25 protein-coding genes and 1 pseudogene are annotated in these 24,663 nt (G+C 70.4%); 14 read left to right on the forward strand and 12 right to left on the reverse strand.

Going from position 1 to position 24,663, the window contains the following annotated elements; translation table 11 throughout:
- Nucleotides 1-130: 130 nt before the first annotated feature.
- The 5 genes and pseudogenes from ACFY9E_RS26395 to ACFY9E_RS26415 all read left to right on the forward strand — a co-directional run bounded on the left by ACFY9E_RS26395 (nt 131) and on the right by ACFY9E_RS26415 (nt 7,065).
- The gene (locus ACFY9E_RS26395; protein WP_390988053.1) at nt 131-1,378 is read left to right on the forward strand and encodes an Ig-like domain-containing protein; all 1,248 of its coding nucleotides are present in this window, start codon (nt 131-133) and stop codon (nt 1,376-1,378) included.
- Between the two features lie 225 nt (nt 1,379-1,603).
- Nucleotides 1,604-2,178 (forward strand): annotated as a pseudogene (locus ACFY9E_RS26400) (ABC transporter permease); the annotation flags it as partial.
- Nucleotides 2,179-2,281: 103 nt separating this feature from the next.
- Nucleotides 2,282-2,953 (forward strand): ATP-binding cassette domain-containing protein, encoded by a 672-nt coding sequence (locus tag ACFY9E_RS26405; RefSeq protein WP_390988054.1) that lies wholly within the window; start codon nt 2,282-2,284, stop codon nt 2,951-2,953.
- Nucleotides 2,954-3,220: 267 nt separating this feature from the next.
- Nucleotides 3,221-6,475, forward strand: coding sequence for a S8 family serine peptidase (locus ACFY9E_RS26410; RefSeq protein WP_390988392.1), 3,255 nt, complete (start codon nt 3,221-3,223; stop codon nt 6,473-6,475).
- A gap of 77 nt (nt 6,476-6,552) precedes the next feature.
- Complete coding sequence (locus tag ACFY9E_RS26415; RefSeq protein ID WP_390988055.1) at nt 6,553-7,065, forward strand: hypothetical protein; 513 nt, start codon at nt 6,553-6,555, stop codon at nt 7,063-7,065.
- 11 nt (nt 7,066-7,076) lie between these two features.
- Here ACFY9E_RS26415 and ACFY9E_RS26420 read toward each other — a convergent pair whose 3' ends face one another.
- Nucleotides 7,077-7,991 carry a helix-turn-helix domain-containing protein gene (locus ACFY9E_RS26420; protein WP_390988057.1) on the reverse strand — a complete coding sequence of 305 codons (915 nt, stop codon included), beginning with the start codon at nt 7,989-7,991 and terminating at the stop codon, nt 7,077-7,079.
- A 181-nt stretch (nt 7,992-8,172) separates the two neighbouring features.
- Here ACFY9E_RS26420 and ACFY9E_RS26425 point away from each other — a divergent pair, with 181 nt between their 5' ends.
- The 3 genes from ACFY9E_RS26425 to ACFY9E_RS26435 all read left to right on the forward strand — a co-directional run bounded on the left by ACFY9E_RS26425 (nt 8,173) and on the right by ACFY9E_RS26435 (nt 10,605).
- Nucleotides 8,173-9,213 (forward strand): alcohol dehydrogenase catalytic domain-containing protein, encoded by a 1,041-nt coding sequence (locus ACFY9E_RS26425; protein ID WP_390988059.1) that lies wholly within the window; start codon nt 8,173-8,175, stop codon nt 9,211-9,213.
- Nucleotides 9,214-9,360: 147 nt separating this feature from the next.
- Nucleotides 9,361-9,744: a VOC family protein gene (locus ACFY9E_RS26430; protein WP_390988061.1), complete on the forward strand. Its 384-nt coding sequence runs from the start codon at nt 9,361-9,363 to the stop codon at nt 9,742-9,744.
- An 84-nt stretch (nt 9,745-9,828) separates the two neighbouring features.
- Nucleotides 9,829-10,605 (forward strand): NAD(P)H-binding protein, encoded by a 777-nt coding sequence (locus tag ACFY9E_RS26435; RefSeq protein WP_390988063.1) that lies wholly within the window; start codon nt 9,829-9,831, stop codon nt 10,603-10,605.
- Here the strand turns inward: ACFY9E_RS26435 and ACFY9E_RS26440 are convergent.
- The 6 genes from ACFY9E_RS26440 to ACFY9E_RS26465 form a co-directional block, all read right to left on the reverse strand.
- On the reverse strand, nt 10,602-11,570 hold the full coding sequence (locus ACFY9E_RS26440; RefSeq protein WP_390988394.1) for a DUF5829 family protein: 969 nt from the start codon (nt 11,568-11,570) through the stop codon (nt 10,602-10,604). The genes ACFY9E_RS26435 and ACFY9E_RS26440 overlap by 4 nt on opposite strands.
- A gap of 82 nt (nt 11,571-11,652) precedes the next feature.
- A complete protein-coding gene (locus ACFY9E_RS26445; protein WP_390988065.1) occupies nt 11,653-12,345 on the reverse strand; it encodes a DUF4389 domain-containing protein in 693 nt (230 codons plus the stop codon).
- A gap of 74 nt (nt 12,346-12,419) precedes the next feature.
- Nucleotides 12,420-13,571 carry an AI-2E family transporter gene (locus ACFY9E_RS26450; RefSeq protein WP_390988066.1) on the reverse strand — a complete coding sequence of 384 codons (1,152 nt, stop codon included), beginning with the start codon at nt 13,569-13,571 and terminating at the stop codon, nt 12,420-12,422.
- Between the two features lie 59 nt (nt 13,572-13,630).
- Nucleotides 13,631-13,969 carry a hypothetical protein gene (locus ACFY9E_RS26455; protein WP_390988068.1) on the reverse strand — a complete coding sequence of 113 codons (339 nt, stop codon included), beginning with the start codon at nt 13,967-13,969 and terminating at the stop codon, nt 13,631-13,633.
- Entirely contained in the window at nt 13,962-14,630 is a 669-nt protein-coding gene (gene msrA / locus ACFY9E_RS26460) for a peptide-methionine (S)-S-oxide reductase MsrA (RefSeq protein WP_390988069.1), read from the reverse strand. Before msrA ends, ACFY9E_RS26455 begins: the two co-directional genes overlap by 8 nt.
- Before the next feature lie 80 nt (nt 14,631-14,710).
- Complete coding sequence (locus ACFY9E_RS26465) at nt 14,711-15,829, reverse strand: hypothetical protein (protein WP_390988071.1); 1,119 nt, start codon at nt 15,827-15,829, stop codon at nt 14,711-14,713.
- 118 nt (nt 15,830-15,947) lie between these two features.
- Here ACFY9E_RS26465 and ACFY9E_RS26470 point away from each other — a divergent pair, with 118 nt between their 5' ends.
- Nucleotides 15,948-17,102 (forward strand): cystathionine gamma-synthase, encoded by a 1,155-nt coding sequence (locus ACFY9E_RS26470; RefSeq protein WP_390988073.1) that lies wholly within the window; start codon nt 15,948-15,950, stop codon nt 17,100-17,102.
- A gap of 16 nt (nt 17,103-17,118) precedes the next feature.
- On the opposite strand, the gene ACFY9E_RS26475 is transcribed toward ACFY9E_RS26470, so the two are convergent.
- The 3 genes from ACFY9E_RS26475 to ACFY9E_RS26485 form a co-directional block, all read right to left on the reverse strand.
- Nucleotides 17,119-17,367, reverse strand: a complete 249-nt coding sequence (locus ACFY9E_RS26475) for a hypothetical protein (protein ID WP_390988075.1) — start codon at nt 17,365-17,367, stop codon at nt 17,119-17,121.
- A gap of 25 nt (nt 17,368-17,392) precedes the next feature.
- Nucleotides 17,393-17,896, reverse strand: coding sequence for a sigma factor-like helix-turn-helix DNA-binding protein (locus ACFY9E_RS26480; protein ID WP_390988076.1), 504 nt, complete (start codon nt 17,894-17,896; stop codon nt 17,393-17,395).
- Nucleotides 17,897-18,082: 186 nt separating this feature from the next.
- On the reverse strand, nt 18,083-18,589 hold the full coding sequence (locus tag ACFY9E_RS26485) for a MarR family transcriptional regulator (RefSeq protein WP_390988395.1): 507 nt from the start codon (nt 18,587-18,589) through the stop codon (nt 18,083-18,085).
- A 163-nt stretch (nt 18,590-18,752) separates the two neighbouring features.
- Between ACFY9E_RS26485 and ilvA the strand changes: the two genes are divergently transcribed.
- The 3 genes from ilvA (at nt 18,753) to ACFY9E_RS26500 (ending at nt 21,964) form a co-directional block, all read left to right on the forward strand.
- Entirely contained in the window at nt 18,753-19,982 is a 1,230-nt protein-coding gene (ilvA, locus tag ACFY9E_RS26490; RefSeq protein ID WP_390988077.1) for a threonine ammonia-lyase, read from the forward strand.
- A 150-nt stretch (nt 19,983-20,132) separates the two neighbouring features.
- Nucleotides 20,133-21,110, forward strand: a complete 978-nt coding sequence (locus tag ACFY9E_RS26495; protein ID WP_390988079.1) for an ATP-binding cassette domain-containing protein — start codon at nt 20,133-20,135, stop codon at nt 21,108-21,110.
- Nucleotides 21,107-21,964 (forward strand): ABC transporter permease, encoded by an 858-nt coding sequence (locus ACFY9E_RS26500; RefSeq protein WP_390988081.1) that lies wholly within the window; start codon nt 21,107-21,109, stop codon nt 21,962-21,964. Before ACFY9E_RS26495 ends, ACFY9E_RS26500 begins: the two co-directional genes overlap by 4 nt.
- A 58-nt stretch (nt 21,965-22,022) precedes the next feature.
- Here the strand turns inward: ACFY9E_RS26500 and greA are convergent, their stop codons facing one another.
- Both greA and ACFY9E_RS26510 read right to left on the reverse strand, forming a co-directional pair.
- A complete protein-coding gene (gene greA / locus ACFY9E_RS26505) occupies nt 22,023-22,520 on the reverse strand; it encodes a transcription elongation factor GreA (RefSeq protein WP_390988082.1) in 498 nt (165 codons plus the stop codon).
- 178 nt (nt 22,521-22,698) lie between these two features.
- Nucleotides 22,699-23,097, reverse strand: a complete 399-nt coding sequence (locus ACFY9E_RS26510; RefSeq protein WP_390988084.1) for a DUF4307 domain-containing protein — start codon at nt 23,095-23,097, stop codon at nt 22,699-22,701.
- A gap of 147 nt (nt 23,098-23,244) precedes the next feature.
- Between ACFY9E_RS26510 and mca the strand changes: the two genes are divergently transcribed.
- A complete protein-coding gene (gene mca, locus ACFY9E_RS26515) occupies nt 23,245-24,126 on the forward strand; it encodes a mycothiol conjugate amidase Mca (RefSeq protein ID WP_062928787.1) in 882 nt (293 codons plus the stop codon).
- Nucleotides 24,119-24,418: a hypothetical protein gene (locus tag ACFY9E_RS26520; RefSeq protein WP_390988086.1), complete on the forward strand. Its 300-nt coding sequence runs from the start codon at nt 24,119-24,121 to the stop codon at nt 24,416-24,418. Before mca ends, ACFY9E_RS26520 begins: the two co-directional genes overlap by 8 nt.
- The last annotated feature ends 245 nt before the right edge of the window (nt 24,419-24,663 follow it).

The following is a 24,663-nucleotide window of genomic DNA, read 5'->3' on the forward strand; positions in this document are numbered from 1 at the left end:
TCGTAGCGTTGAACGTTCCGGACGAGGACTCACGGGTCCCGACGGGGGCACTCAGATGTGGCGGGGGCACTCAGGTGTGACGGGGACACTCGGGGTTTTGGGGAAATCGGCAACGATGGAGAAGCGTGTGATGACGGTCAGTAAGCGGCGCAAGGGCCTGACGGTCGCGTCCGCACTGCTCGGCGGAGTGCTGATGCTCTCGGCCTGCTCCGGAGGCGACGACAGCGCCGGGAGCGACGGAGGGGACAGCTCCCAGTCGAAGGTCGACGAGGCGGCGGCGAAGAAGACCTCCGAGGCCCAGATCAAGATCACGCCCGAGGACGGTTCCGACAACGCCTCCATCAACAACTCCGCCGCCGTCACCGTGAGCAAGGGCACGCTCACGGACGTGAAGATGACGACGTCGGAGGGCACCGAGGTCAGCGGCCAGATATCCGCCGACAAGACCAGCTGGAAGCCCACCACGCAGCTGGAGCGGTCCACCACCTACAAGCTGGCGGCCGAGGCGAAGGACTCCGACGGTCGCGTCGCCCACGAGAACGCCTCGTTCACCACGGTCTCCCCGGCCAACAGCTTCATCGGCAACTTCACGCCGGACGACGGCACCACGGTGGGCGTCGGCATGCCGGTCTCGATCAACTTCGACAAGGCGATCACCAACAAGGCGGCCGTCCAGAAGGGCATCAAGGTCAGCACGACCGGCGGCCAGGAGGTCGCCTGCCACTGGTTCAACGCCAACCGCATGGACTGCCGGCCCGAGGACTACTGGAAGGAAGGCTCCACCGTCACGCTGAAGCTCGCGCTCGACGGTGTCGAGGGAGCCAAGGGCGTCTTCGGTGTCCAGCAGAAGACGGTCACCTTCAAGATCGGCCGCAACCAGGTCTCCTACGTCGACGCGAAGACCAAGCAGATGAAGATCACGCAGGACGGCAAGGTCGTCCGCACGATCCCGATCTCCGCCGGCTCGCCCGAGAACAAGACCTACGAGGGCATCATGGTGATGTCCGAGAAGTTCAAGGAGACGCGCATGAACGGCGCGACCGTGGGCTTCACGGACGACGACGGCAAGGGCGAGTACGACATCAAGGACGTGCCGCACGCCATCCGCCTCTCCAGCTCCGGCACGTTCATCCACGGCAACTACTGGGGCGCGAAGTCCATCTTCGGCAGCGTCAACACGAGCCACGGCTGTGTGGGCCTGCAGGACGCCAAGGGCGCCAATGACCCGAACACGCCGGGCGCGTGGTTCTACAACAACTCGATCATCGGTGACGTCGTGGTCGTCGAGAACACCGGCGACAAGACGGTCGCGCCGGACAACGGCCTCAACGGCTGGAACATGAGCTGGGCCGACTGGAAGGCCGGTTCGGCGGCCTGACCACTCGCCGCCTCCACTGACGAAAGGCCGCCGCCCACCCCCGCCGGGGGTGGGCGGCGGCCTTTCGCCTCTTCTCATCCGGCTCTTATGCGCGGCTCAAGCCCTCATCACAGACCGTCCCTAACTTGCGGCCATGTTCTTCACCTATCTGAGGCGCGAGTTGCGCCGCCGCAGAAAGGCGGCCCTCGTCGTCGCCTCCGGACTCGCGCTGGGCATCGCGCTTGGAAGAACGTCTCGGGCACGACGGTCACCACCTCCGCCGACCTCGCCGACACCGTCTCCGGCTCCCTGTCCACGGCCTCGTCGCTGGCCGCGAGGGTCGGCACGTGGCTGTCGACCGTGGTGCTCGTGGCCGCCTTCCTGGTGGCGGGCCTGCTGACGTCCTCGGCGGTCTCCCGCCGGGTGCGTGAGTTCGGCACGCTCAAGGCGCTGGGCTGGACGTGGGCCGGGTGACCCGGCAGGTGGTCGGAGAGGCGGTGGTCAACGGCCTGGTGGGCGGGGCGCTGGGGATCGCGCTGGGGCTGGCGGGGGCGTATGCGGTGACCGCCGTGAGCCCCACGCTCCAGGCCCAGTTGGGTGGTGGCGGGACCGGAGGTGCGGGCTTCGGGGGCTTCCGGGGCGGCCCGGGCCGTGAGGCGGCGGCCACGACCCTCGATGTCGCCCTCACCGCCCCGGTCGCCCTGACGACGATCGCGCTCGCGGTGGGGCTCGCCGTTGCGGGCGGCCTGATCGCGGGCGCGTTCGGTGGGTGGCGGGCCTCCCGGCTGCGCCCGGCGGACGCACTGCGGCGGGTGGAGTAGGCGCTCCCCTCAGGCCGACGGCACAACGCACCTCAAGGGCGCGGGGAACCGCGCGACAAGCCCCCACCCGCCCGCACTCACAGACGATTCAGGAGCTCCCACCATGTACGAACTGAGAGCCGTCACCAAGCACTACACCCGGTCCAAAGACACCGTCCCCGCACTCGACGGCATCGACCTGACCATCCCCGACGGGGACAGGCTGGTCATCCAGGGCCCCACCGGCGGCGGCAAGTCCACCCTGCTGCAGATGCTCGGCGGTCTCGACCGCCCCACCTCCGGCCAGGTCGTCCTGGACGGCACCGACCTCGCCGCACTGCCGGAGGCGAGACTCACCCGCGTGCGGAGCGAAAGCATCGGTTTCGTCTTCCAGTCCTTCAACCTCATCCCGACGCTCTCCGCGCAGGAAAACGTGGAGACCGCCCTCGTCCCCCTCGGCGTGAAGCCGAAACAGCGACGCGAACAGGCCGCCGAGGCACTGAAGTCGGTCGGTCTCGGCGAGCGTCTGGCGCATCTGCCCGGCGGTCAGCAGCAACGTGTCGCCATCGCCCGAGCCCTCGTGAAACAACCGAAAGTGCTCCTCGCCGACGAACCCACCGGAAATCTCGACGAGTCGACACGCGACGAGATCATGGATGTACTCGAGCGCATGTGGAAGGAACTCGGCCTGACCTTCGTGATGGTCACCCACGACTCGGCGATCGCGCAGAAGGCTCCGCGCCTGGCGACGATCCGCAAGGGCCGGATCAGCGTCAAGGAGAACACGCGTGCGTAACCACCCCGTCCTGTAACGGAGTTCCGACGGCCGTGTAACAGTCGGCCGACGGAATTCTTACCCTCCTCTCATCTATTGAGCACCTGATCACCCCTCGGCATACTGCGTATTCCGGGGGGTGTACGGGCATGCGTACGAGACCACCCCCGGCCGGGTGAACGGGGAATTCACCCGGTTCTTCTGCAAGGGGGAAACTTGCGCAGACAAGTGAAAAGGGCGTACGCCGCCACAGTCGCCACCGCGGCGGCCGTGGCCCTGGCGGCGGGCATGACCAGCCCGGCGTCGGCCGACGGCGAGCAGGCGGCAGCGGCCGCCAAGCCGGCGTCCCTTACCGCCAAGCACCGCGTCACACTGATCACCGGCGACCGGGTCGTCCTGGACGCCAAGGGCCGTGTCATCGGCCTGGAGCACGCCAAGGGCCGGGAGCACGTCCCCGTCCAGATCCGCAAGCTCGACGGCCACACCCTCGTCATCCCGGCCGACGCGGCCCGCCTGGTCGCCACCGGCAAGCTGGACCAGCGGCTCTTCGACGTCACCGAGCTGAACAAGTCCACCACCCGCAAGGCCCAGAAGAAGGGCCTGAAGGTCATCGTCGGCTACCGCGGCAGCGCAGCGGCCACCAAGGCCGACGTCCGCGACGCGGGCACCCTGAGCCACGCGCTGAAGTCCGTGAACGCGGACGCGGTGCAGACGCCGCAGAAGGACACGCCCGAGCTCTGGGACGCGCTCACCAACGGCGAGAAGACCGCCTCCGGTATCGCGCACGTCTGGCTCGACGGCGTCCGCAAGGCCAGCCTCGACAAGTCCGTCCCGCAGATCGGCGCGCCCACGGCGTGGTCGGCCGGTTACGACGGCAAGGGCGTCAAGATCGCCGTCCTGGACACCGGTGTCGACGCCACCCACGACGACCTCAAGGGTCAGGTGATCGGCGCCAAGAACTTCACCACCTCGCCCGACGCCTCCGACAAGGTCGGCCACGGCACGCACGTCGCCTCCATCGCGGCCGGCACCGGCAAGAAGTCCGGCGGCAAGTACAAGGGCGTCGCGCCCGGCGCGAAGATCCTCAACGGCAAGGTCCTCGACGACGGCGGATTCGGCAGCGACTCCGAGATCCTCGCCGGCATGGAGTGGGCCGTAGCCGAGGGCGCCGACGTCGTCAACCTGAGCCTGGGCGGCGGCGACACGCCCGCGATCGACCCGCTGGAAGCGGCGGTGAACAAGCTGTCCGAGGAGAAGGGCGTCCTGTTCGCCATCGCGGCGGGCAACGAGGGCGACTTCGGCGAGCAGACCGTCGGCTCCCCGGGCAGCGCCGCCGCGGCCCTGACCGTCGGCGCGGTCGACGACAAGGACAAGCTGGCCGACTTCTCCAGCCGCGGCCCCGGCATGGACGGCGCCCTCAAGCCCGACGTGACCGCGCCCGGCGTGGACATCACCGCGGCCTCCGCCCCGGGCAACCAGATAGCCCAGGAGGTCGGCGAGAAGCCGGCCGGCTACATGACGATCTCCGGCACGTCGATGGCGACCCCGCATGTCGCGGGCGCGGCGGCGATCCTCAAGCAGCAGCACCCGGCCTGGAAGTACGCCGAGCTGAAGGGCGCCCTCACCGGCTCCACCAAGGGCGGCAAGTACACCCCCTTCCAGCAGGGTTCGGGCCGCATCCAGGTCGACAAGGCCATCAAGCAGTCCGTGATCGCCGAGCCGGTCTCGGTGAGCTTCGGTGTGCAGCAGTGGCCGCACACCGACGACAAGCCGGTCACCAAGGAACTGACGTACCGCAACCTCGGTACGAAGGACGTCACGCTGAAGCTGACGTCGACGGCCACCAACCCCAAGGGCCAGGCCGTCCCGGCCGGCTTCTTCAAGCTCGGCGCCACCTCGGTGACGGTCCCGGCCGGCGGCAAGGCCACCGTGCCGTTCACCGTCGACACCAAGCTCGGCGGCACGGTCGACGGCGCGTACTCGGCGTACGTGACGGCGACGGGCGGCGGCCAGACCGTCCGCACGGCGGCCGCTGTGCAGCGCGAGGTCGAGTCGTACGACGTCACCCTGAAGTTCCTCGACCGCGACGGCAATGCGGCGAAGAACTACAGCGCCGACCTGACCGGGATCGCGGGCCTGGGCAAGGGCAAGGGGGCCATGCCGTACGACGAGGACGGCACCGTCACCGCCCGTGTCCCCAAGGGCACCTACATCCTCAACACGAGCATCTACGCGGGCGACGACCCGGAGAAGTTCGAGGGCGCCGACTGGCTCGCGCAGCCCAAGCTGAACGTCGGCAAGAACACGACGATCACGCTGGACGCCCGCAAGGCCAAGCCGGTGGACATCACCGTTCCCGCCACGGGCGTCAAGTCGGAGTTCGCCTCCGCCGACTACACGGTGGAAACCGCTGACAGCAGCTACGGCTACGGCTGGTGGCTGGACTCGTACGACAACTTCCGCACCGCCCACATCGGCCCGCAGATCACCGACGGTTCGGTGACCCAGCAGTGGGACGGCCACTGGTCCAAGGGCGACAAGGAGGAGTACGACGTCGTCGCCGGCGGCCCGGTCAAGCAGCTCGCCACCGGTTTCACCAAGCACTACAAGGCGAGTGAGCTCGCCACGGTGAAGGCCGGCCTCGGCGCCGCGGCGAGCGGCAAGAAGGGCGCGATCAACGCGGTGGGCTGGATGCCGTGGAGCTCCGGTGCCTCCTCGATCGGCATTCAGCAGACCCTGCCCGGTACCCGCACGCTCCACCTGTCCGCCCAGAGCGGCGTGAAGTGGCAGCTGGAGTTCAGCCAGTACGGCGGTGTGGACGCGGACGGCTTCCCGGTCGACGAGGCCGCCTACACGCTGGGCACGCACTCGTTCGCCGCCGGCAAGAGCTACTCGAAGACCGTGAACACGGCCGTCTTCGGACCGCGCCTGACCAGCGACTTCGGTGTCATCCGTGAGGGCAACCAGATCTACGGTTCCCTGCCGCTGTTCGCCGACGGCAAGGGCAACGTGGGCTACTCGAAGTTCTCGTCGGTCAACACGACCCTGTACCGCAACGGCACCAAGGTCGGCAGCAACGACGACCCGCTGTTCGGTGACAAGCAGTTCAAGGTCCCGGCCGGTGAGGCCGAGTACAAGCTGACGACGTCGGTCAAGCGCAGCGTCAAGGTCGCCGCGGCCTCCACCCGCGTCGACGCCAGCTGGACGTTCCGCTCGAAGAAGACCAACGACATCACGAAGCTGCCCGTCTCCACGGCCCGCTTCCTCGCGACCACGGGCCTGGACAGCAAGGTCCCGGCCGACAAGACCGTCAAGGTCCCGGTCACCGTCGAGGGCGCGGCCAAGGGCAGCAACCTGAAGTCGCTGTCGGTGTACGCGTCGTACGACTACGGCAAGACCTGGAAGAAGCTCACCGTCAAGGACGGCAAGGTGAGCGTCAAGAACCCGGCGAAGGGGAAGGCCATCTCCTTCCACGCCAAGATCGCCGACAAGAAGGGCAACAAGTCGACGATCTCGATCTACAACGCGTACTACGGCAAGTAAGCGGTAGCGCACGCGCGTTGAGGGCCCGTCGGGAGCTTCGGCTTCCGGCGGGCCCGCCGCGTCGGTAGGGTCCTCGCATGACCGCCGCAGTGACCGCCATGATCACCGCCGTGGTGGGCGTCCTCGGAACGCTGTTCGCGCCGGTGCTCGGCCAGCGGCTCTCCGCCCGGCAGCGGGACGAGGAGACCCGGGCCGACGAGCGGCGACGGCGCTTCGAGGAGCGCAGAGACGCGTACACGGCGATGAACAGAGCCTCACGCCAGTTCCACACGCTCCTGAAGGACGCCCTGCACCGCCTCCGCGACGGGGTCTACGGCGATGCCGAGCGCGACCAGCTCGAAGAGACCCGGCGCGACTACCGGGACCGGTACGCCGAGGCCCAGATGATCGTGCCGGAGCGCATCCTCGACGCCTCGCGGTCCGTCAATGAGGTCCTCGCGGGCATCGACGCGGCGGTCAAGCGGCTCGACCGCGGTGTGGCCCGCGACGGGGAGAGCGCGCAGGGCGCCCTTCGCGAGCTGAAGGAGGCCGAGCCGAGGCTGTCGGCGATGCGCAGGCTCATGCGGGAGGACCTCGGCGTACCGGACTGATACGCCGGCGCTCACTCCGACGGCGTCGAAGCCCTGGCCCCCGAGCGCGTCGCGTCCGCCCCCCAGCTCGCCAGCAGGCGCAGGGCCTCCGCCGACGGTGTGCCCGGTTCCGCGTGGTACGTGATCAGGGACTGCTCGGCGTCGTCGACCAGGCGGAACGTCTCGAAGGACAGCGTCAGGTCGCCGACCAGGGGGTGGCGCATGCGCTTGACGCCGTAGCTCTTCTCCTTGACGTCGTGCGCGGCCCAGAGTCGGCGGAACTCCTCGCTCTTCACCGACAGCTCGCCCACCAGGGCGGACAGCTGCGGGTCGTCCGGGTGGCAGCCCGCGTCCATACGAAGGTAGCCGACGATGTCGGCCGCCTTCTGGTCCCACTCGACGAACAGCTCGCGGTAGTCGGGCCGCAGGAAGACCATCCGCGCCCAGTTCCGCTCCTGGGCCGGCAGCTCCGCCCAGTCGCCGAAGAGGGCCGCCGCCATCCGGTTCCAGGCCAGGATGTCCGAGCGGCGGCCGACGACGTACGCCGGGACGCTGTCGATCGAGTCCAGCAGGTGCCGCAGCGCCGGCCGCACCTGCTGGCTGCGCGCCACCGGCTTCTTCTTGTGCTGCTTCGGCTTCGCCAGATGCATCAGGTGCGCGTGCTCGGCGTCACTCAGCCGCAGGGCGCGCGCGATCGCGTCCAGCACCTCCGCCGAGACGTTGCGGCCGTTGCCCTGCTCCAGCCGTGTGTAGTACGCCACGGACACCCCGGCCAGCTGCGCCAGCTCCTCCCGGCGCAGTCCGGGCACCCGTCGCCGCCCGAAGTCGGGCAGTCCCACGTCCTCGGGCTTCAGCCGGGCCCGCCGGGTGCGCAGGAACTCACTGAGCTCCGCGCGCCGGTCCAGGCCGCCACCGGCCGTCGGTGCGAGTTCGGGCTGTTCGTCCATGCCGTCCAGTATTCACGGTCGTACGCACACGAGCCTGACCCCGCCAGTGGTACGCACCGTGTGCGTACGCAAAAGCGTGGTCTGGGTGAGTGCCCGCGGATCGGGCAGGCTGGTGATCGTGCCCGGTCAGAAGATCCAGAAGGCAGCCGGGCGCACGACCCCCGCTAGGAGAACCCCCGGCATGACCACTGTTGCTGCGTACGCCGCTCCCGCTCCCAAGGCTCCGCTGGAGCGCACCACCATCGAGCGCCGCGAGGTCGGCGAGTTCGACGTCCTGATCGACATCAAGTTCGCCGGCATCTGTCACTCCGACATCCACCAGGCCCAGGAGGGCTGGGGTGAGGCGATCTTCCCGATGGTCCCCGGCCACGAGATCGCCGGTGTCGTCTCCGCGGTCGGCCCGGGCGTCACGAAGTTCGCCGTCGGCGACCGCGTGGGCGTGGGCTGCATGGTCGACTCCTGCCGCGAGTGCGAGAACTGCAAGGCCGGCCGGGAGCAGTACTGCGTGCAGGGCAACGTCCCGACGTACAACGGCATCGGCAAGGACGGCGAGCCCACCTACGGCGGCTACTCGGAGAACGTCGTCGTCGACGAGAACTTCGTCGTCCGCATCCCCGACGGCCTGTCCCTCGACGTCGCGGCCCCGCTGCTGTGCGCCGGCATCACCCTCTACTCCCCGCTCAAGCGCTTCGGCACCGGTCCCGGCAAGAAGGTCGCGATCGTCGGCCTGGGCGGCCTCGGCCACATGGGCGTGAAGATCGCCCACGCGCTGGGCGCCGAGGTGACCGTGCTGTCGCAGTCCCTGCGCAAGCAGGAGGACGGCCTGCGGCTGGGCGCCGACCACTACTACGCCACCAGCGACCCGAAGACCTTCGAGGAGCTGGCCGGCACGTTCGACCTCATCGTGTCCACGGTGTCCGCCCCGCTCAACTTCAACGCCTACCTGTCGCTGCTGAGGACCGAGGGCACGCTGGCGAACGTCGGCGCCCCCGAGGAGCCCGTCTCCCTCAACCTCTTCTCGGTGATCGGCGGCGGCAAGACCCTCGCCGGCTCCATGATCGGCGGCATCGCCGAGACCCAGGAGATGCTGGACTTCTGCGCCGAGCACGGCCTCGGCGCCGAGATCGAGCTCATCAGCGGTGACCAGATCAACGAGGCGTACGAGCGGGTCCAGGCCAGCGACGTGCGCTACCGGTTCGTGATCGACACGGCGACGATCTGACGCCCGGCCTCCCGTGCAGCAGCCCTGAGGGCCCCGGCCGCGCGCCGGGGCCCTCAGGGCATTCCCGGTGCACGACGGGGCGCACGCGGGGTACACGTGGGGGAGTGCACCAGAGGGGTTCGCCAGGTACGTCAGGGGAGGCCCGCCATGACCGTGCAGCTGAACCACACCATCGTCGCCGCACACGACAAGCGCGCTTCCGCCCGCTTCCTCGCCGATCTCCTGGGCCTCGACGTGAGTCCGCCCTACGGCCCCTTCCTCCCGGTCGAGATCTCCAACGGAGTGACTCTCGACTTCATGGACAGCTCCGAAACCATCTCGCCGCAGCACTACGCCTTCCTCGTCTCGGAGGACGAGTTCGACGAGATCCTGGGCCGCGTCCAGAAGGCCGGCCTGACGTACTGGGCGGACCCGTTCCACAGCCGGCCCGGCGAGATCAACCACAACGACGGCGGCCGCGGAGCCTACTTCAACGACCCCGACGGACACCGCCTGGAGATCATCACGCGGCCCTACGGCAGCGGCGGCTGAGCCTGCCGCACCCCCGCTCGTCACATCGTCGCGCCGCCGCGCGTCATACCGGCGAAAGCGACACCAAAGAGCTGGGGAGCAGACATGACAGCACCGATCCTGGTCACCGGCGGCACGGGCACCCTGGGCGGCCACGTCGTCCCGTTGCTGCGCGCCTGCGGCCACGACGTACGGATCCTCACCCGGCACGCCCGCCCCGCCGCGGACGGCGTCGAGCACGTCACCGGCGACCTGCTGACGGGCGAGGGCGTGGAGGCGGCCGTCGACGGCGCGGAGACCGTGCTGCACCTGGCGGGCGGCCCCAAGGGCGACGACGAGGCCACCCGCGCCCTGGTGCGCGCCGCGTCCCGGGCCGGCGTTCGGCATCTGCTCTACATCTCGGTCATCGGGGCCGACCGGGTCCCGCTGGCCTGGATGCGGACGAAGCTGGAGTCGGAGCGGGCCGTCGCCGACTCGGGCATTCCGTGGACGACCCTGCGCGCGGCCCAGTTCCACGACCTCACGCTCACCATGGTCGAGAAGATGGCGAAACTGCCGGTGTTCCCTGTCCCCGGCGGCCTCCGGCTCCAGCCGGTCGACGCGCGCGAGGTCGCCGCCCGCCTCGCGGAGCTGGCCCTCGGCGCCCCGTCCGGCCCGGTCCCGGACCTGACCGGGCCGCACGTCCACGACCTCGCCGCCCTGGCCCGCCCCTACCTCCGCCTGCGCGGCAGGCGCCGCCCCATGCTGCCGGTGCGCATCCCGGGCAAGGCCGGGCGGGCGTACCGGGCGGGGACGAACCTGACGCTGGAGGGAGCGGAGGCGGGGAAGCGGACGTGGGAGGAGTTCCTGGAGGAGAGGCTGGGGCCAGAGGGCGTCCGCTAGGAGCCCTGCCCCGCCCCGCCGGCGCGGTCGGACCCGCTCGGCCCGTTCGGCCGGTCCTGGTCCTCGAAGGTCCACACCGCGCGGGAGCCCGGGCCGACCACAAGGGCCGAGTGACCGATCCGCTCCACGTGCCGGTCCGGCACCGGCCGGTTCAGCGACATCTCGACCCGCTTGAGGCCCACCTGGTCCAAGGGCACGGCGTCGAACCGGATCGTGGTGCCGCCGCCCTTCGCGACGATGCCCCCGCCCGGCAGGGACCGGACGGCGAACCCGCCGGCCTTCAGCAGCGGCACCGTACCGGCGAGGTCGCGTGCGGTCACCGCGAGCCGGACGCCGGTCACGTCCCGCATCAGATGGTCGCGGTAGGCGTCGGACAGATAGCGCTCCCGGCCCACGTCACCGGGGTGGGAGGCGGGCTCGGTGTTGCCGCGCGGGTCGGCGAAGTACTCCGGCCGGTACTCCATCCCCCAGGCGCCGAAGAGGTCGTACTGGTCGGTGGTGAAGACCGCGTCGAACCAGGGCACCGGGACGCCGTCGCCGAAGTCGCGCGTCTGCCGGAACTCGACCGGGTCGCTGATCCCGGCCTTCCGCAGCCGCTCGATCACCGTGGGCAGGTCACCGGCGCGCTCGGTGGACACGCCCAGGCCGGCGGAGCCGAGGGTGCCGTCCTTGCCGGGCACATCACCCACCCCGAACAACTCGAAGTAGGTCTCGCGTCCCATCAGATAGCGGCCGGTCCACGTCTGCCCGCCGGAGCCGGTGGTGGTGCGGACCTGGAAGTCGGCGAAGTCGCGCAGATAGGAGGAGTGCTCGACGGCGTCCGCGGTCGCCCGGTCGAGCACTCCGTAGGCATGGTTGTAGAACAGCAGTTGCCGCCCCGTCGACGTCCCGTTCTCCTCGGCCCGTGCCGTGCTCTCCCCGCCCTGGACCGCCCCCGCGAGGGCCAGAGCGACGACCATGATCAGCTGTAACGCTCGTCTGAGAACCATGCGAGGGAGCGTAGAGCGGGAGGAAACGCTTCCGCTGCGGATTGCGCCCTTCGCGGGGTCAGGCCTTGGTCATCGGGGTGGCCGGTGGTGGTGCCGGCGGAGACGCCGCCGGGGGTTCCTGCCCGCCCTGGTCGAGCCGGAAGGGCGGGTACTGATCCGTCAGCAGCGCGGCGTAGGCCGTCACCCGGGCCGCCCAGCGGGCCAGGCCGATCAGGAAGTCGAAGAGGTGCCGCGGGTAACGGGCGGTGAAGAGCAGGACGACGACGGCGACCAGGGAGAGGAAGGGCATCAGCCCGCCCCGCCAGCCGTCCCGGCTGCCCCATCCGCCCCCGGTGAACAGCGCGACGACGATGTACTGCGGGATCGCCAGCAGCCACCACTTCACCAGGACCAGTCCCCGGGACAGCCGCTCCGGATAGGCGACGTCGAAACGCGCCGGGTAGCCGGGCACGTCGGCGAGGGTGAAGGGCGGGTACCGGTCGGTGCCGAGCGCGGTGTGCGCGTAGTAGCCGACCCGCCAGTTCCAGCGGAGCACGCCGACGTTGAAGTCGAAGAGGGCCCGCGGGTAGCGGGCGGTGAACAGGATGGCGAAGAAGGCGATCACGGTCACGACGACGAACGCGATCCACAGGAACACCAGCACGATGTAGTGCGGGAGGGCGAGCAGCCACTTCACCAGCCACATCCACCGGGACAGGCGGGGATCGACGGACGCCTCCAGACGCACGGGTGACGCGGCGACAGGAATCATGGGGTGGCTCTCCTCTCGCCTGCACACTCGCAAGCGAGGAACGGCCCCGCCACCGGGGCGGGGCCGTTCGCGCGTCAGGAGTCTCCAGGAGGCCGCTGCGCCGCGGCGGCACCTCCGGAGTCCGGACCGTCGGGCCCCGGTCCGCCGGCCGCCGGTTCGCCCGCCGGATCGGCGAGCTGCTCGCGCGCGTAGTTCCACACCACCGCGATCAGCGCGGCCACGGGCACGGCGAGCAGGCTGCCCACGATGCCGGCCAGGCTGCCGCCCAGGGTCACCGCCAGCAGCACGACGGCCGCGTGGAGGCCGAGACCACGGCTCTGGATCATGGGCTGGAAGACGTTGCCCTCCAGCTGCTGCACCACCACGATGATCACCAGCACGATCAGCGCGTCCGTCAGGCCGTTGTAGACCAGGGCGATGAGGACCGCGACGAAACCGGCGAACAGGGCGCCGACGATCGGCACGAACGCCGAGACGAAGGTCAGCACCGCCAGCGGAAGCACCAGCGGCACGCCCAGGATCCACAGCCCCAGGCCGATCAGGACGGCGTCGAGCAGGCCGACGGCCGCCTGGGACCGCACGAAGGCGCCCAGGGTGTCCCAGCCGCGGGCGCACACGGTCGGCACGTCGGTGGCCAGCCGGCCGGGCAGCTGACGGGACAGCCACGGCAGGAACCGGGGACCGTCCTTGAGGAAGAAGAACATGAGGAAGAGCGCGAGGACGGCGGTGACGACGCCGTTCACCACGGTGCTCACCCCGGTGACGACGGCGCCCACCATGCTGCCGAGGCCCTCCTGGGCGCGGGAGACCGCGCTGTCGAAGGCTTTGTTGATCTGCGCGTCCCCGATGTTCAGCGGCGGCCCGGCGGCCCACTCGCGCAGCCGCTGGATGCCCTCCACGACACCGTCGGTCAGCTCCCCGGACTGGGAGGCCACCGGCACGGCGATCAGTGCCACGACACCGGCGGCGACCAGCAGGAACAGCACGGTCACGACCGACGCGGCCAGCGCGGGCGGCCATCCGCGCCGGCGCAGGAGCCGGGCCGCGGGCCAGGTCAGGGTGGTCAGCAGCAGCCCGACCACGAGCGGCCACACCACCGACCACATGCGGCCCAGCAGCCACAACGCCACGGCCGACATGGCGAACACCAGCAGCAACTCGGCGGAGACCCGGGCGGTTATCCGCAGCGCGGCACGGGATCTGTCGGTACTCAGGGGCGCAGTCACGCAGGCACCCTATGGGCTGACAGTATGCCCGGGGCAGCCCGGCCCCCGAAGAACGCCTGTCAGCGAACGGCGTACATGCTGAAGACGTACAGGACCGTTTCGATCCGCGTCCGCGTGCGGTCATCGAGTTCCCCCGTGAGCCGCACGAAGACGACGGACGAGCCGGGATCGTCCGCGACCAGCAGGGTCAGCGGCGTCCGGCCCGACAGCGGGTAGTCGTACCAGCCGTCGGGCTTCTCCACGTCCGTGCCGGGAAGGGCGTTCTCGACGGCCTGCCAGTCCGAGTCGTCGAAGTCGTAGCCCGAGAACTCGGCGACCGACTCGCAGAACGGCCGCAGATTCTCCGCGAGGATCCAGCCTCCGCCGAGGTCCGCGGCAGACGTCGAGGGCTCAGCCATCGGCCCTGGCCACCCCGATCGGGCAGGACACTCCCGTGCCACCGATGCCGCAGTAGCCCGCCGGGTTCTTGTCCAGGTACTGCTGGTGGTAGCCCTCCGCCGGGTAGAAGGGGCGGCCCTGTGCCGTCACGATCTCCGTGGTGATGCCACCGTAGCCGGACGACGTGAGGACCTTCTGGTACGCCTCGCGGGAAGCCTTGGCGGCGGCCTCCTGCTCGGGGGTGTGGGTGTAGATCGCCGAGCGGTACTGCGTGCCCCGGTCGTTGCCCTGGCGGAAGCCCTGTGTGGGGTCGTGGGACTCCCAGAACGTCTTCAGCAGGCGCTCGTACGAGATCTGCTCCGGGTCGAAGACCACGCGCACGACCTCCGTGTGGCCGGTCAGGCCCGAGCAGACCTCCTCGTACGTGGGGTTCTCGGTGTGGCCGCCCTGGTAGCCGACGAGGGTCGTCCAGACACCGGCCGGGAGCTGCCAGAACGTGCGCTCGGCGCCCCAGAAGCAGCCCAGGCCGAAGTCGGCGGTCCGCAGGCCCTCGGGGTAGGGGCCGAGCAGCGGGTTGCCGAGGACGGTGTGGCGGTCGGGGACCGTGAACGCCGGCTCCGGGCGGCCGGGCAGCGCCTGCTCGGGAGTCGGCAACCGGGGCGTGCGGCTGTGCAGGAACATGCGGTCTCCAATCGGGGCGACGGCCCTGTCAACGTGCCGGGCCCCACCGGAATTCCGGTGGGGCCCGGCACGGACGGACCTCAGTGCGGCAGGCTCGCCGGGCTGCCGCCGTTCGCCTCGTAGCCCGCCACCGCCAGCGCCCGGTACACCGCGAACTCCGCCGCCGGGTCGGCGGACAGCGTCCACGGCAGGGCGCCCACATGGCCGTCGATGTGTATCAGCTGGTTCATGGCCTCCGACCAGCGCTCACCGCGGACCAGGAAGAACACCAGCATGTGCCGCACGTGGGCGAGCATCGGGTCGTCCGGGCGGGCCGAGTGCACCGCGTGCAGCGCGCCGTGGACCGCCTTCGTGACGACCTCGCTCTGCCAGAAGTTCGCGACGAGGGTCACCTCGGGGAGGTGCTCGAACACCCCGAAGAGGGGCATCGCCGAGAGGAGGGAGCCCCGGGGGGCCCGGGCCGCCGCGGCCTCGGCGAACGCGTACGCCTCGGCGCGCGAGCCGTGCCACTTCTCGCACCAGTAGTGCAGCGCGGCCAGGTGCGCCCCCATGTGGGCCGGGGCGCGGTCCAGGATCTTCAGCCAGATCTGCTCGAAGTCCTTCTGGGAGTAGCCGAGGCCGCGGGCCACCGACAGCTCGACGATGTACGGGATCGGGTCGCCGGGGGCGAGCAGCGCCGCCTCGCCGCACGCCGTCCTCGCCTCCTCCATGATGATGCGGAACTCGTCCGTCCCCGGGGTCGCCGTCCGCCACGCCTGCTGCACCAGGAACTCGGCGTGCACCGCCGCACCGCCCGCGTCCTTGGGCGCCTCGGCCCGCCACACCCGCAGCCACTGCCCGCCCGGAGCCTCGCTCACCCCGCCGGGGCGCCGGGCGAGCTCCAGCGAGGCCGCACCCGCGAAGGCCTGCACGCGTTGCCAGCGCCGCTCGCCCTCCGTCTCGGTACCCGCCAGGAGCTGCTGTGCCGCTCGGTAGTCCTGGGTGCGCTGCACCACGTCCAGGACGTCCAGCAGGTCCTGGTCGGGGCCGGGCATGCGGATGTCGAGCTCCTCCTCCAGGACGAAGCCGTAGTTCGCCGGGTCCGCCGCGTCCGGGTGGTCCGGCGAGACCAGCCCTATCGCACCGCGCCTGCGCCGCAGGAAGGGGAGCAGCACGAAGCCCAGCATGACCAGGGCGATCAGGACCCAGAGAATCTCCATACGACAAGCGAACCAGACGGCGCCGACAATTGGCCAACCTGCTCCCGGAACCTGTGGAAAACCCCGGCTCGACCAGTCCCCCCGCACTCTTCGCGTCGGCGCACTACCCTCGGTGCTCATGAGCGACAGGCACATCAGTCAGCACTTCGAGACGCTCGCGATCCACGCGGGCAACACCGCCGACCCCCTGACGGGCGCGGTCGTCCCGCCGATCTACCAGGTCTCCACCTACAAGCAGGACGGCGTCGGCGGGCTGCGCGGCGGCTACGAGTACAGCCGCAGCGCCAATCCCACCAGGACCGCGCTGGAGGAGAACCTCGCCGCCCTGGAGGGCGGCCGCCGCGGTCTCGCGTTCGCGTCCGGGCTGGCGGCCGAGGACTGCCTGCTGCGTACGCTGCTCACCCCGGGCGATCACGTGGTCATCCCGAACGACGCGTACGGCGGCACGTTCCGCCTGTTCGCCAAGGTCGTCGCCCGCTGGGGCGTGGAGTGGTCGGTCGCCGACACCAGCGACCCGGCCGCCGTGCGGGCCGCCCTCACCCCGAAGACCAAGGTCGTCTGGGTGGAGACCCCCTCCAACCCGCTGCTCGGCATCACCGACATCGCCGCCGTCGCCCAGGTCGCCCGGGACGCGGGCGCCCGCCTCGTCGTCGACAACACCTTCGCCACGCCCTACCTCCAGCAGCCGCTGTCGCTGGGCGCGGACGTCGTCGTGCACTCGCTGACGAAGTACATGGGCGGTCACTCCGACGTCGTCGGCGGCGCCCTGATCACCGCCGACGCCGCCCTGGGCGAGGAGCTGGCCTTCCACCAGAACGCGATGGGCGCGGTGGCCGGGCCGTTCGACTCCTGGCTGGTGCTGCGCGGCACCAAGACCCTCTCCGTGCGCATGGACCGGCACAGCGAGAACGCGGTCAAGGTCGCCGACATGCTCACCCGGCACGCGCGCGTGAGCAGCGTGCTGTACCCGGGCCTGCCGGAGCACCCGGGGCACGAGGTCGCCGCCAAGCAGATGAAGTCGTTCGGCGGCATGGTCTCCTTCCGCGTCGAGGGCGGCGAGGAAGCGGCCGTCGAGGTCTGCAACCGGGCCAAGATCTTCACCCTGGGCGAGTCCCTGGGCGGCGTCGAGTCGCTGATCGAGCACCCCGGCCGTATGACGCACGCCTCCGTGGCCGGTTCGGCGCTGGAGGTCCCGGCCGACCTGGTGCGTCTGTCGGTGGGCATCGAGAACGCCGACGACCTGCTGGAGGACCTCCAGCAGGCGCTGGGCTGACAAGCCCTCGGCGGAATCACCAGCCGGTGAGGGGTGGAGTCGTGTCGGACGGCGGCTCCACCCACGGGCGGGCCGTCAGCGCCCACACGGTGAACGCCACGGCAGCCGAGAAGAGCAGCAGCCACATCATGCGGCGGGCGAATGTCCTGCGTCGCAGGAGGCGGGCCCCCCGGCGCACCGCCTCCGTGTGGATCTCCGGCGGCAGGGGCCGCGGCGACTGCTCCAGCAGCCGCCGTACGGCCGCGTCGCGGTCGTTCTCCCTCATCGCGCCCTCCGGTCGCCGGCCGTTCTCATGACGGCACCGCCTTCGCGGCCGTCACCGCGGGCGCCGGGTCCCGCTGCCGGTGCAGCAGGGTCGAGGTCGCCCGGTGGCAGATCGCGCGTACGCGTTCCGGGGACAGGCCGAGCAGGGCCGCCGTCTGCTCCTCGGCGACGCCCTCGTAGAGCCTGAGCACCAGGATCAGCCGCTCCTGGGGGGTCAGCGGGGCCATGGGGCTCGCGGGATGCGGCCGGGAGCGGCCGAGTCCGCCGAAGTGGTGCCACGCGCCGCGTGCGAAGCGGGTGGCCAGGTGCGAACGGGTGCGGTCGTAGGGGTCCTCGCCGCGCAGCCGGTCCCAGCGCGCGTACGTGTGAGCCAGTGACAGCGTCAGCAGGCGCCGCGCGCGGGGGTTGTCGTCCGGGGCCTCCGCGGTGAGCAGCGTGGCGGCGTGCAGCAGCCGCCCGGCCGCGCCCGCGACGAACGCCTCGAACTCCCGGGCGCGGCGGGTGGCCCGGGACGCATGCCGCTCCAGCACCGCGCCTCCCGCCCGACGGCGACCCTGAGGATGCGGGCCCCGGCCGCGTACGAACGGGGGCCCGGTCTCATATCAGGCCAGGGACGGCCCCGGGGTCAAGAGCCGCGCACGGCTCGGGCGGCGCCACGCGCGCGTGGTGTCCCGGCCGTCGTGCCGAAGCCGTACGGAGTCCGCGCCGAGCGGCACTCAGGTCGTCGGCTGCGCCTCCGGCCCCGGCACCCCCTGCGCCGCCATCCGGGAGGACAGCGCGGTGTTGAAGCGCGTGAGGAGGTCGCAGAACGCCTCGCGCTCCTCCGGCTGCCAGTCGTGGGTGAGCTCGGCCATCAACTGCCTCCGGGAGGAGCGCACTTCCTCCAGGCGGGCCTGTCCGCGCGGGGACAGCTGGAGCACCACCGCGCGCCCGTCCTCGGGGTGGGAGGTGCGCTTGACCAGACCGGTGTCGACGAGCGGAGCCACCTGCCGGGTGACCGTCGACGAGTCGATCCCCATGCTCGCGGCGAGCGCCTTGACGCCCATCGGGCCTTCCTTGTCGAGGCGGTTGAGCAGCAGATACGCGGCGCGGTCCATGGAGTTGCGCACCTGCCCGACGCCGCCGAGCCGGGTCTGTTCGGCACGGCGGGCGAACAGCGCCACCTCGTGCTGCAGCGTGTCGAGAAGACCGGTGTCACCGACGGTCGTCATGTCCATCGACATTTCAGGTGTTGTGGGCATGGCCGGGGGCTCACTTCGTGGAGGGCTGGCAGATTGGGGGACAGGGTACGCGGCCGGAAGGCGGGCCGTACCGGCGCTGCGCAAAGCGGGTCTCGGAGGTTGGTCACAACGGTCGTTCCCGCCTGTGAACTGCGATGCTGGAGTCATGAGCTACAGCACGGCTGACTCCTTTCGGCCCGTCACCCTCGACGACGTGCGCGGCGCGCAGAAGATGCTCTCGGGTGTGGCACGGGTGACGGCGATGGAGGGCAGCAGGCACCTGTCCCAGATGGTCGGTTCGCCGGTGCATCTCAAGTGCGAGAACCTCCAGCGGACGGGCTCCTTCAAGCTGCGCGGCGCCTACGTCCGGATCGCCGGCCTGCTGCCCGAGGAGCGCGCCGCCGGTGTCGTGGCCGCGAGCGCCGGCAACCACGCGCAGGGCGTCGCCCTGGCGTCCTCCCTGCTCGGCGTGCGCTCCACGGTGTTCATGCCGAACGGCGCCCCGCTGCCCAAGGTCAGCGCCACCCGGGACTACGGGGCCGAGGTGCGGCTGCACGGCCAGGTGGTCGACGAGACACTGGCCGCCGCCCAGGAGTACGCGACCGAGACGGGTGCGGTGTTCATCCACCCCTTCGACCATCCCGACGTCATCGCCGGCCAGGGCACGGTGGGCCTGGAGATCCTGGAGCAGTGCCCCGAGGCGCGCACGATCCTGGTCGGGATCGGCGGCGGCGGGCTGGCGGCCGGGATCGCGGTGGCGGTGAAGTCCGTACGGCCGGACGTGCGGATCGTGGGTGTGCAGGCGGCGGGCGCGGCGGCCTACCCGCCCTCGCTGGCGGCGGGGCGGCCGCTGACGGTCGAGAACCCGGCGACGATGGCCGACGGCATCAAGGTCGGGCGGCCCGGCGACGTGCCGTTCGGGATCGTCGGCGAGCTGGTCGACGAGGTGCGCACGGTCAGCGAGGACGAGTTGTCCGCCGCGCTGCTGCTGTGCCTGGAGCGGGCCAAGCTGGTCGTGGAGCCGGCCGGGGCGAGCCCGGTCGCGGCGCTGCTGAGCGATCCCGGCACCTTCGAGGGCCCGGTCGTCGCGGTGTTGTCCGGCGGGAACGTCGATCCGGTGCTGATGGAGCGGGTGCTGCGGCACGGCATGGCCGCGCAGGGCCGCTATCTCGCGGTCCGGCTGCGGCTGACGGACCGGCCCGGGGCTCTCGCCACTCTTCTGGGCGTGTTGTCGGTGGTCGACGCTAACGTCCTCGATGTGAGCCACGTGCGGACCGACCCACGGCTCGGGCTCACGGAGGCGGAGGTCGAGCTGCACCTGGAGACGAAGGGCCCGGCGCACTGTGCCGAGGTGGGTCAGGCGCTGCGCGAGGCGGGCTACACGGTCATCGGCTGAGCGGTCCTCGAGTCGGCTGAAGATCCTTTCGTCTCACGGAGAGCGACGCGCAAAAACGCATTGTGAGACGCGATACATCGCGTTATGGTGTGTCGGTGGAAAGCCTAGCCGGACGTCTGTCCGGTCATCTACGAAGACGTGGAGACTCATATGCCAGGCGCCATCTACGCCGAAGGGCTGGTCAAGTCCTTCGGTGACGTCAAGGCCTTGGACGGCGTCGACCTCGACGTGCCCGAAGGCACGGTCCTCGGCCTGCTCGGGCCGAACGGCGCGGGCAAGACGACCACCGTCCGCTGCCTGACCACCCTGCTGCGGCCCGACAGCGGACGCGCGGTCGTCGCGGGCATCGACGTGCTCAAGCAGCCCGACGCGGTCCGCCGCTCCATCGGCCTGTCCGGCCAGTTCGCGGCCGTCGACGAATATCTCACCGGCCGGGAGAACCTCCAGATGGTCGGCCAGCTCTACCAGATGCGGGCGAAAGCGGCGAAGGAGCGCGCGGCCGAACTGCTGGAGCAGTTCCACCTCGCGGACGCCGCCGACCGCCCCACCAAGACCTACTCGGGCGGCATGCGCCGCCGCCTCGACCTCGCCGCGGCCCTGGTCGTCTCACCTCCCGTGATGTTCATGGACGAGCCGACGACCGGCCTCGACCCCCGCAACCGCCAGCAGCTGTGGGAGGTCATCAAGCACCTGGTCTCGGGCGGCACCACGCTGCTGCTCACCACGCAGTACCTGGAGGAGGCCGACCACCTGGCGCACGACATCGCGGTGGTCGACCACGGCAAGGTCATCGCCCAGGGCACCTCCGACCAGCTCAAGGCCCGCACCGGCGGCGAGCGCGTCGAGGTCGTCGTCCACGAGCGCGAGCACATCCAGGCCGCCGCCGAGGTCCTCGCCGGCTTCGGCAAGGGCGAGACCAAGGTCGAGGAGCACATGCGCAAGCTCACCGCGCCCGTGACCGGCGGCGCCAAGCTCCTCGCCGAGGTCATCCGCGAACTGGACACGCGGGGCATCGAGATCGACGACATCGGCCTGCGCAGGCCGACCCTCGACGACGTCTTCCTCTCCCTGACGGGACACGTGGCCGAGGTCAAGGACCAGGAGAACGACAAGGAGGCCGCCCAGTGAGCGCCGTCACCGACACCGTGCGGGTCGCGCCGGCCGCGAACCCGGTCAGCCAGTCGATCCGGGACTCGCTGGTCGTCGCCAAACGCAACCTGATCCGCATGTCCCGGATCCCCGAAATGATCATCTACGGGCTGATCCAGCCGATCATGTTCGTGGTGCTGTTCACCTACGTCTTCGGCGGATCCATGCAGATCGGCGACAGCACCAGCGCCGCCGACTACAAGAACTTCCTGATGGCGGGCATCTTCGCGCAGACCGTCACGTTCGCCACCGCCAGCTCCGGCGCCGGCATCGCCGACGACATGCACAAGGGCCTCATCGACCGCTTCCGCTCCCTGCCCATGGCGCGCGGCGCCGTACTCACCGGCCGCACCCTCGCCGACTCCGTGCAGACGGCCCTGACCCTGGTCGTCCTCGCCGTGGTCGCCCTGCTGGTCGGCTGGCGCGTCGGGTCGGACGGTAGCACCAACGCCGCCAAGGTCCTCGCGGCCTTCGGTCTGCTGCTCCTGCTCGGCTACGCGTTCACCTGGATCGGCGCCCTGATCGGCATGTCCGTGAAGACGCCCGAGGCGGCCACCTCCAGCGGCCTGATCTGGCTCTTCCCGGTGACCTTCATCTCGAACGCCTTCGTGGACACCAGCCACATGACCCCGTGGCTGCGCCACGTCGCCGAGTGGAACCCCTTCAGCGCCACGGTCCAGGCCTGCCGTGTGCTGTTCGCCAACCCGGGCCAGTCGCCGTCGGACGCCTGGCCCATGCAGCACCCCGTCTGGGCCTCGCTGATCTACTCGATCCTGATCCTGGTGGTGTTCCGGACACTGGCGGTGCGCAAGTACCGGTCGGCGACGGCATGACAGTGCCCCCGGTGCCGCTGCGGCGCCGGGGGCGGATCAAGGCTCGGAAGGCTGCGGGTCAGCCCTCGTAAGGCTCGGCCTTGAGGATCTTGACCAGAGCCTTCTTGCCGTTCGGCAGCTCGTACTGGGCGTCCTCGCCGACCTTGTGGCCGATCACGCCGGTGCCCAGCGGGGACTGCGGCGAGTACGTCTCGATGTCGGAGCTCGCGTACTCGCGGGAGGCGAGCAGGAACGTCAGCGTGTCGTCCTCGTCGCCGTCGAACGCGATCGTGACGACCATGCCGGGCGCCACCGCGCCGTCCGCCGCGGGCGCCTCACCGACCTTGGCGCTCTCCAGGAGCTGGGTGAGCTGGCGCACACGGAGCTCCTGCTTGCCCTGCTCCTCCTTGGCCGCGTGGTACCCGCCGTTCTCACGCAGGTCGCCCTCCTCGCGCGCCGCGGCGATCTTCGCGGAGATCTCCGCCCGCGCGGGACCAGTAAGGTACTCAAGCTCAGCCTTGAGCTTGTTGTACGCCTCCTGGGTCAGCCAGGTGACGTTCTCGCTGGTCTGGGTCACAGGTGCTCCTCGTAGGTACTGGGAATACAAAGCATCGCCCTACCCAGAAGAATGTTCCTTCACGGAAGGGCGAAACCACGAGCCTAACAATTCAGGGGCCCAAGGGGGAGGACATAAGCGACCAGAATCACGTCAATGCAGGTCAGGCAGTACGTATTCCAGGTGACGCCCGTTGTCGTCAGCCGACGTGGCAGCCCAGCAACTGGGCCGTCGTCCCCGGGGAGGTCGTACGGAGCGTGACGACCTTGTCGATGCGGGTGTCGTCCCCGTCGAAGCGGAAGTCGGCCCGGCCCACCTCGGCCCCGTTCTCGGCCTGCGAGCGCACGGTGCAGTAGCCGTCGGTGCCGGCGTCCTTGCGGACCTCCAGATGCACCTGCACCGACTCCTTGCCCGGCTCGAAGCTGATCACCTCGGCGCTGATCTCGTTCTGGGCGACGTAGTGGTAGCCGAACCAGCCGACGAGCCCCAGCAGCGCCACCGCGAGCACGGCCCCCACGACCTTCAGCGTGCGGTCGGCGCGCTCGTCCGAGGAACGGCCGTATCGGCCCTCGGGCGGTCGCGTGCTCGCCGTACTCATGATCGTCCTCCAGACCGGGCCGGGACGAAGGTCCCGGAAGGGGCTCCAGGACCGGGCCCCGGAATTATTCGCCCCCCGATTCGGTCACTATAGAAGCCGCTGATTGCGCCGACGCACACAGGGCGCCGACTTACTGAGGATTGAGTCTTGACTGACCAGTTGCGACTGATGGCCGTTCACGCCCACCCCGACGACGAGTCGAGCAAGGGCGCCGCGACCATGGCGAAGTACGTGTCCGAGGGGGTGGACGTGCTGGTCGTGACCTGCACGGGCGGGGAACGCGGCTCCATCCTCAATCCCAAGCTCCAGGGCGACGCGTACATCGAGGAGCACATCCACGAGGTGCGCAAGAAGGAGATGGACGAGGCCCGGGAGATCCTGGGCGTCAAGCAGGAGTGGCTCGGCTTCGTCGACTCCGGGCTGCCCGAGGGGGACCCGCTGCCGCCGCTGCCGGAGGGCTGCTTCGCCCTGGAGGACGTGGACCACGCGGCCGGCGAGCTGGTGCGCAAGATCCGCGCCTTCCGCCCCCAGGTGATCACCACCTATGACGAGAACGGCGGCTACCCGCACCCCGACCACATCATGACCCACAAGATCTCGATGGTGGCGTTCGAGTCGGCGGCGGACACCGAGAAGTACCCGGAGGCGGAGTACGGCCCCGCCTATCAGCCGCAGAAGCTCTACTACAACCAGGGCTTCAACCGCCCGCGCACCGAGGCCCTGCACCAGGCGATGCTCGACCGCGGCCTGGAGTCCCCCTACGGGGACTGGCTCAAGCGCTGGGAGGAGTTCGGCATGAAGCAGCGCACGCTCACCACCCACGTCCCGTGCGCCGAGTTCTACGAGATCCGCGACAAGGCGCTCATCGCCCACGCCACCCAGATCGACCCGGACGGCGGCTGGTTCAAGGTCCCGATGGAGATCCAGAAGGAGGTCTGGCCGACGGAGGAGTACGAGCTGGCGAAGGCCCTCGTCGATACCTCCCTCCCCGAGGACGACCTCTTTGCGGGCATCCGCGACAATGCCTGACATGAGCGCAAGCGCAAGCCTGGCAATGACGCACCTCGTCTCCTTCGCCAAGGAGGTCGACGAGGACAAGGTCACCCCCGGCGTCCTCGGCTTCATCGTCTTCGCGGCGATGGCCCTGGCGGTGTGGGCCCTGATGAAGTCCATGAGCCGGCACATGAACCGGGTCGACTTCACCCAGGTCCCCGACCCGAAGGCCGAGCAGCCGGAGTCCTCTGCTGCGGACCCGTCGGGGGCGGACACGGAAACCGCGGAGGCCGAGCCCTCCGGCCAGGGCGGCAAGAAGCAAGGCTGACCCCCCGAGGGGGGCGCCACCCGTCGGTGGCCGGCACCACGCGCCGCCGACGGGTGCGCCACGCGCAGCCAGCAGCGCCGCCGTCGGGTACCCGGCCGTATCGATGAGCGCCGCGGACGGGCCCCGCGCGCACGGGGGAGCGCCGCGGACGGGCCCCGAGCGCACTGAGTGAGCGCCGCGGACGGGCCCCGAGCGCGCGGAGGAGCGCCGCTGACGGGAGCCCCACGCGCCTGCGAGGAGCGCCG

Source organism: Streptomyces sp. NPDC012466 (assembly GCF_042955215.1).
In the GTDB taxonomy this organism is placed as follows: domain Bacteria; phylum Actinomycetota; class Actinomycetes; order Streptomycetales; family Streptomycetaceae; genus Streptomyces.

Excerpts from the sequence above, each read along its gene's own strand:
- ACFY9E_RS26395 (WP_390988053.1), top strand. The coding sequence starts at position 131 with ATGACGGTCAGTAAGCGGCGCAAGGGCCTGACGGTCGCGTCCGCACTG.
- ACFY9E_RS26405 (WP_390988054.1), top strand. The coding sequence starts at position 2,282 with ATGTACGAACTGAGAGCCGTCACCAAGCACTACACCCGGTCCAAAGAC.
- ACFY9E_RS26410 (WP_390988392.1), top strand. The coding sequence starts at position 3,221 with ATGACCAGCCCGGCGTCGGCCGACGGCGAGCAGGCGGCAGCGGCCGCC.
- ACFY9E_RS26415 (WP_390988055.1), top strand. The coding sequence starts at position 6,553 with ATGACCGCCGCAGTGACCGCCATGATCACCGCCGTGGTGGGCGTCCTC.
- ACFY9E_RS26420 (WP_390988057.1), bottom strand. The coding sequence starts at position 7,991 with ATGGACGAACAGCCCGAACTCGCACCGACGGCCGGTGGCGGCCTGGAC.
- ACFY9E_RS26425 (WP_390988059.1), top strand. The coding sequence starts at position 8,173 with ATGACCACTGTTGCTGCGTACGCCGCTCCCGCTCCCAAGGCTCCGCTG.
- ACFY9E_RS26430 (WP_390988061.1), top strand. The coding sequence starts at position 9,361 with ATGACCGTGCAGCTGAACCACACCATCGTCGCCGCACACGACAAGCGC.
- ACFY9E_RS26435 (WP_390988063.1), top strand. The coding sequence starts at position 9,829 with ATGACAGCACCGATCCTGGTCACCGGCGGCACGGGCACCCTGGGCGGC.
- ACFY9E_RS26445 (WP_390988065.1), bottom strand. The coding sequence starts at position 12,345 with ATGATTCCTGTCGCCGCGTCACCCGTGCGTCTGGAGGCGTCCGTCGAT.
- ACFY9E_RS26455 (WP_390988068.1), bottom strand. The coding sequence starts at position 13,969 with ATGGCTGAGCCCTCGACGTCTGCCGCGGACCTCGGCGGAGGCTGGATC.
- msrA (WP_390988069.1), bottom strand. The coding sequence starts at position 14,630 with ATGTTCCTGCACAGCCGCACGCCCCGGTTGCCGACTCCCGAGCAGGCG.
- ACFY9E_RS26465 (WP_390988071.1), bottom strand. The coding sequence starts at position 15,829 with ATGGAGATTCTCTGGGTCCTGATCGCCCTGGTCATGCTGGGCTTCGTG.
- ACFY9E_RS26470 (WP_390988073.1), top strand. The coding sequence starts at position 15,948 with ATGAGCGACAGGCACATCAGTCAGCACTTCGAGACGCTCGCGATCCAC.
- ACFY9E_RS26475 (WP_390988075.1), bottom strand. The coding sequence starts at position 17,367 with ATGAGGGAGAACGACCGCGACGCGGCCGTACGGCGGCTGCTGGAGCAG.
- ACFY9E_RS26485 (WP_390988395.1), bottom strand. The coding sequence starts at position 18,589 with ATGTCGATGGACATGACGACCGTCGGTGACACCGGTCTTCTCGACACG.
- ilvA (WP_390988077.1), top strand. The coding sequence starts at position 18,753 with ATGAGCTACAGCACGGCTGACTCCTTTCGGCCCGTCACCCTCGACGAC.
- ACFY9E_RS26495 (WP_390988079.1), top strand. The coding sequence starts at position 20,133 with ATGCCAGGCGCCATCTACGCCGAAGGGCTGGTCAAGTCCTTCGGTGAC.
- ACFY9E_RS26510 (WP_390988084.1), bottom strand. The coding sequence starts at position 23,097 with ATGAGTACGGCGAGCACGCGACCGCCCGAGGGCCGATACGGCCGTTCC.
- ACFY9E_RS26520 (WP_390988086.1), top strand. The coding sequence starts at position 24,119 with ATGCCTGACATGAGCGCAAGCGCAAGCCTGGCAATGACGCACCTCGTC.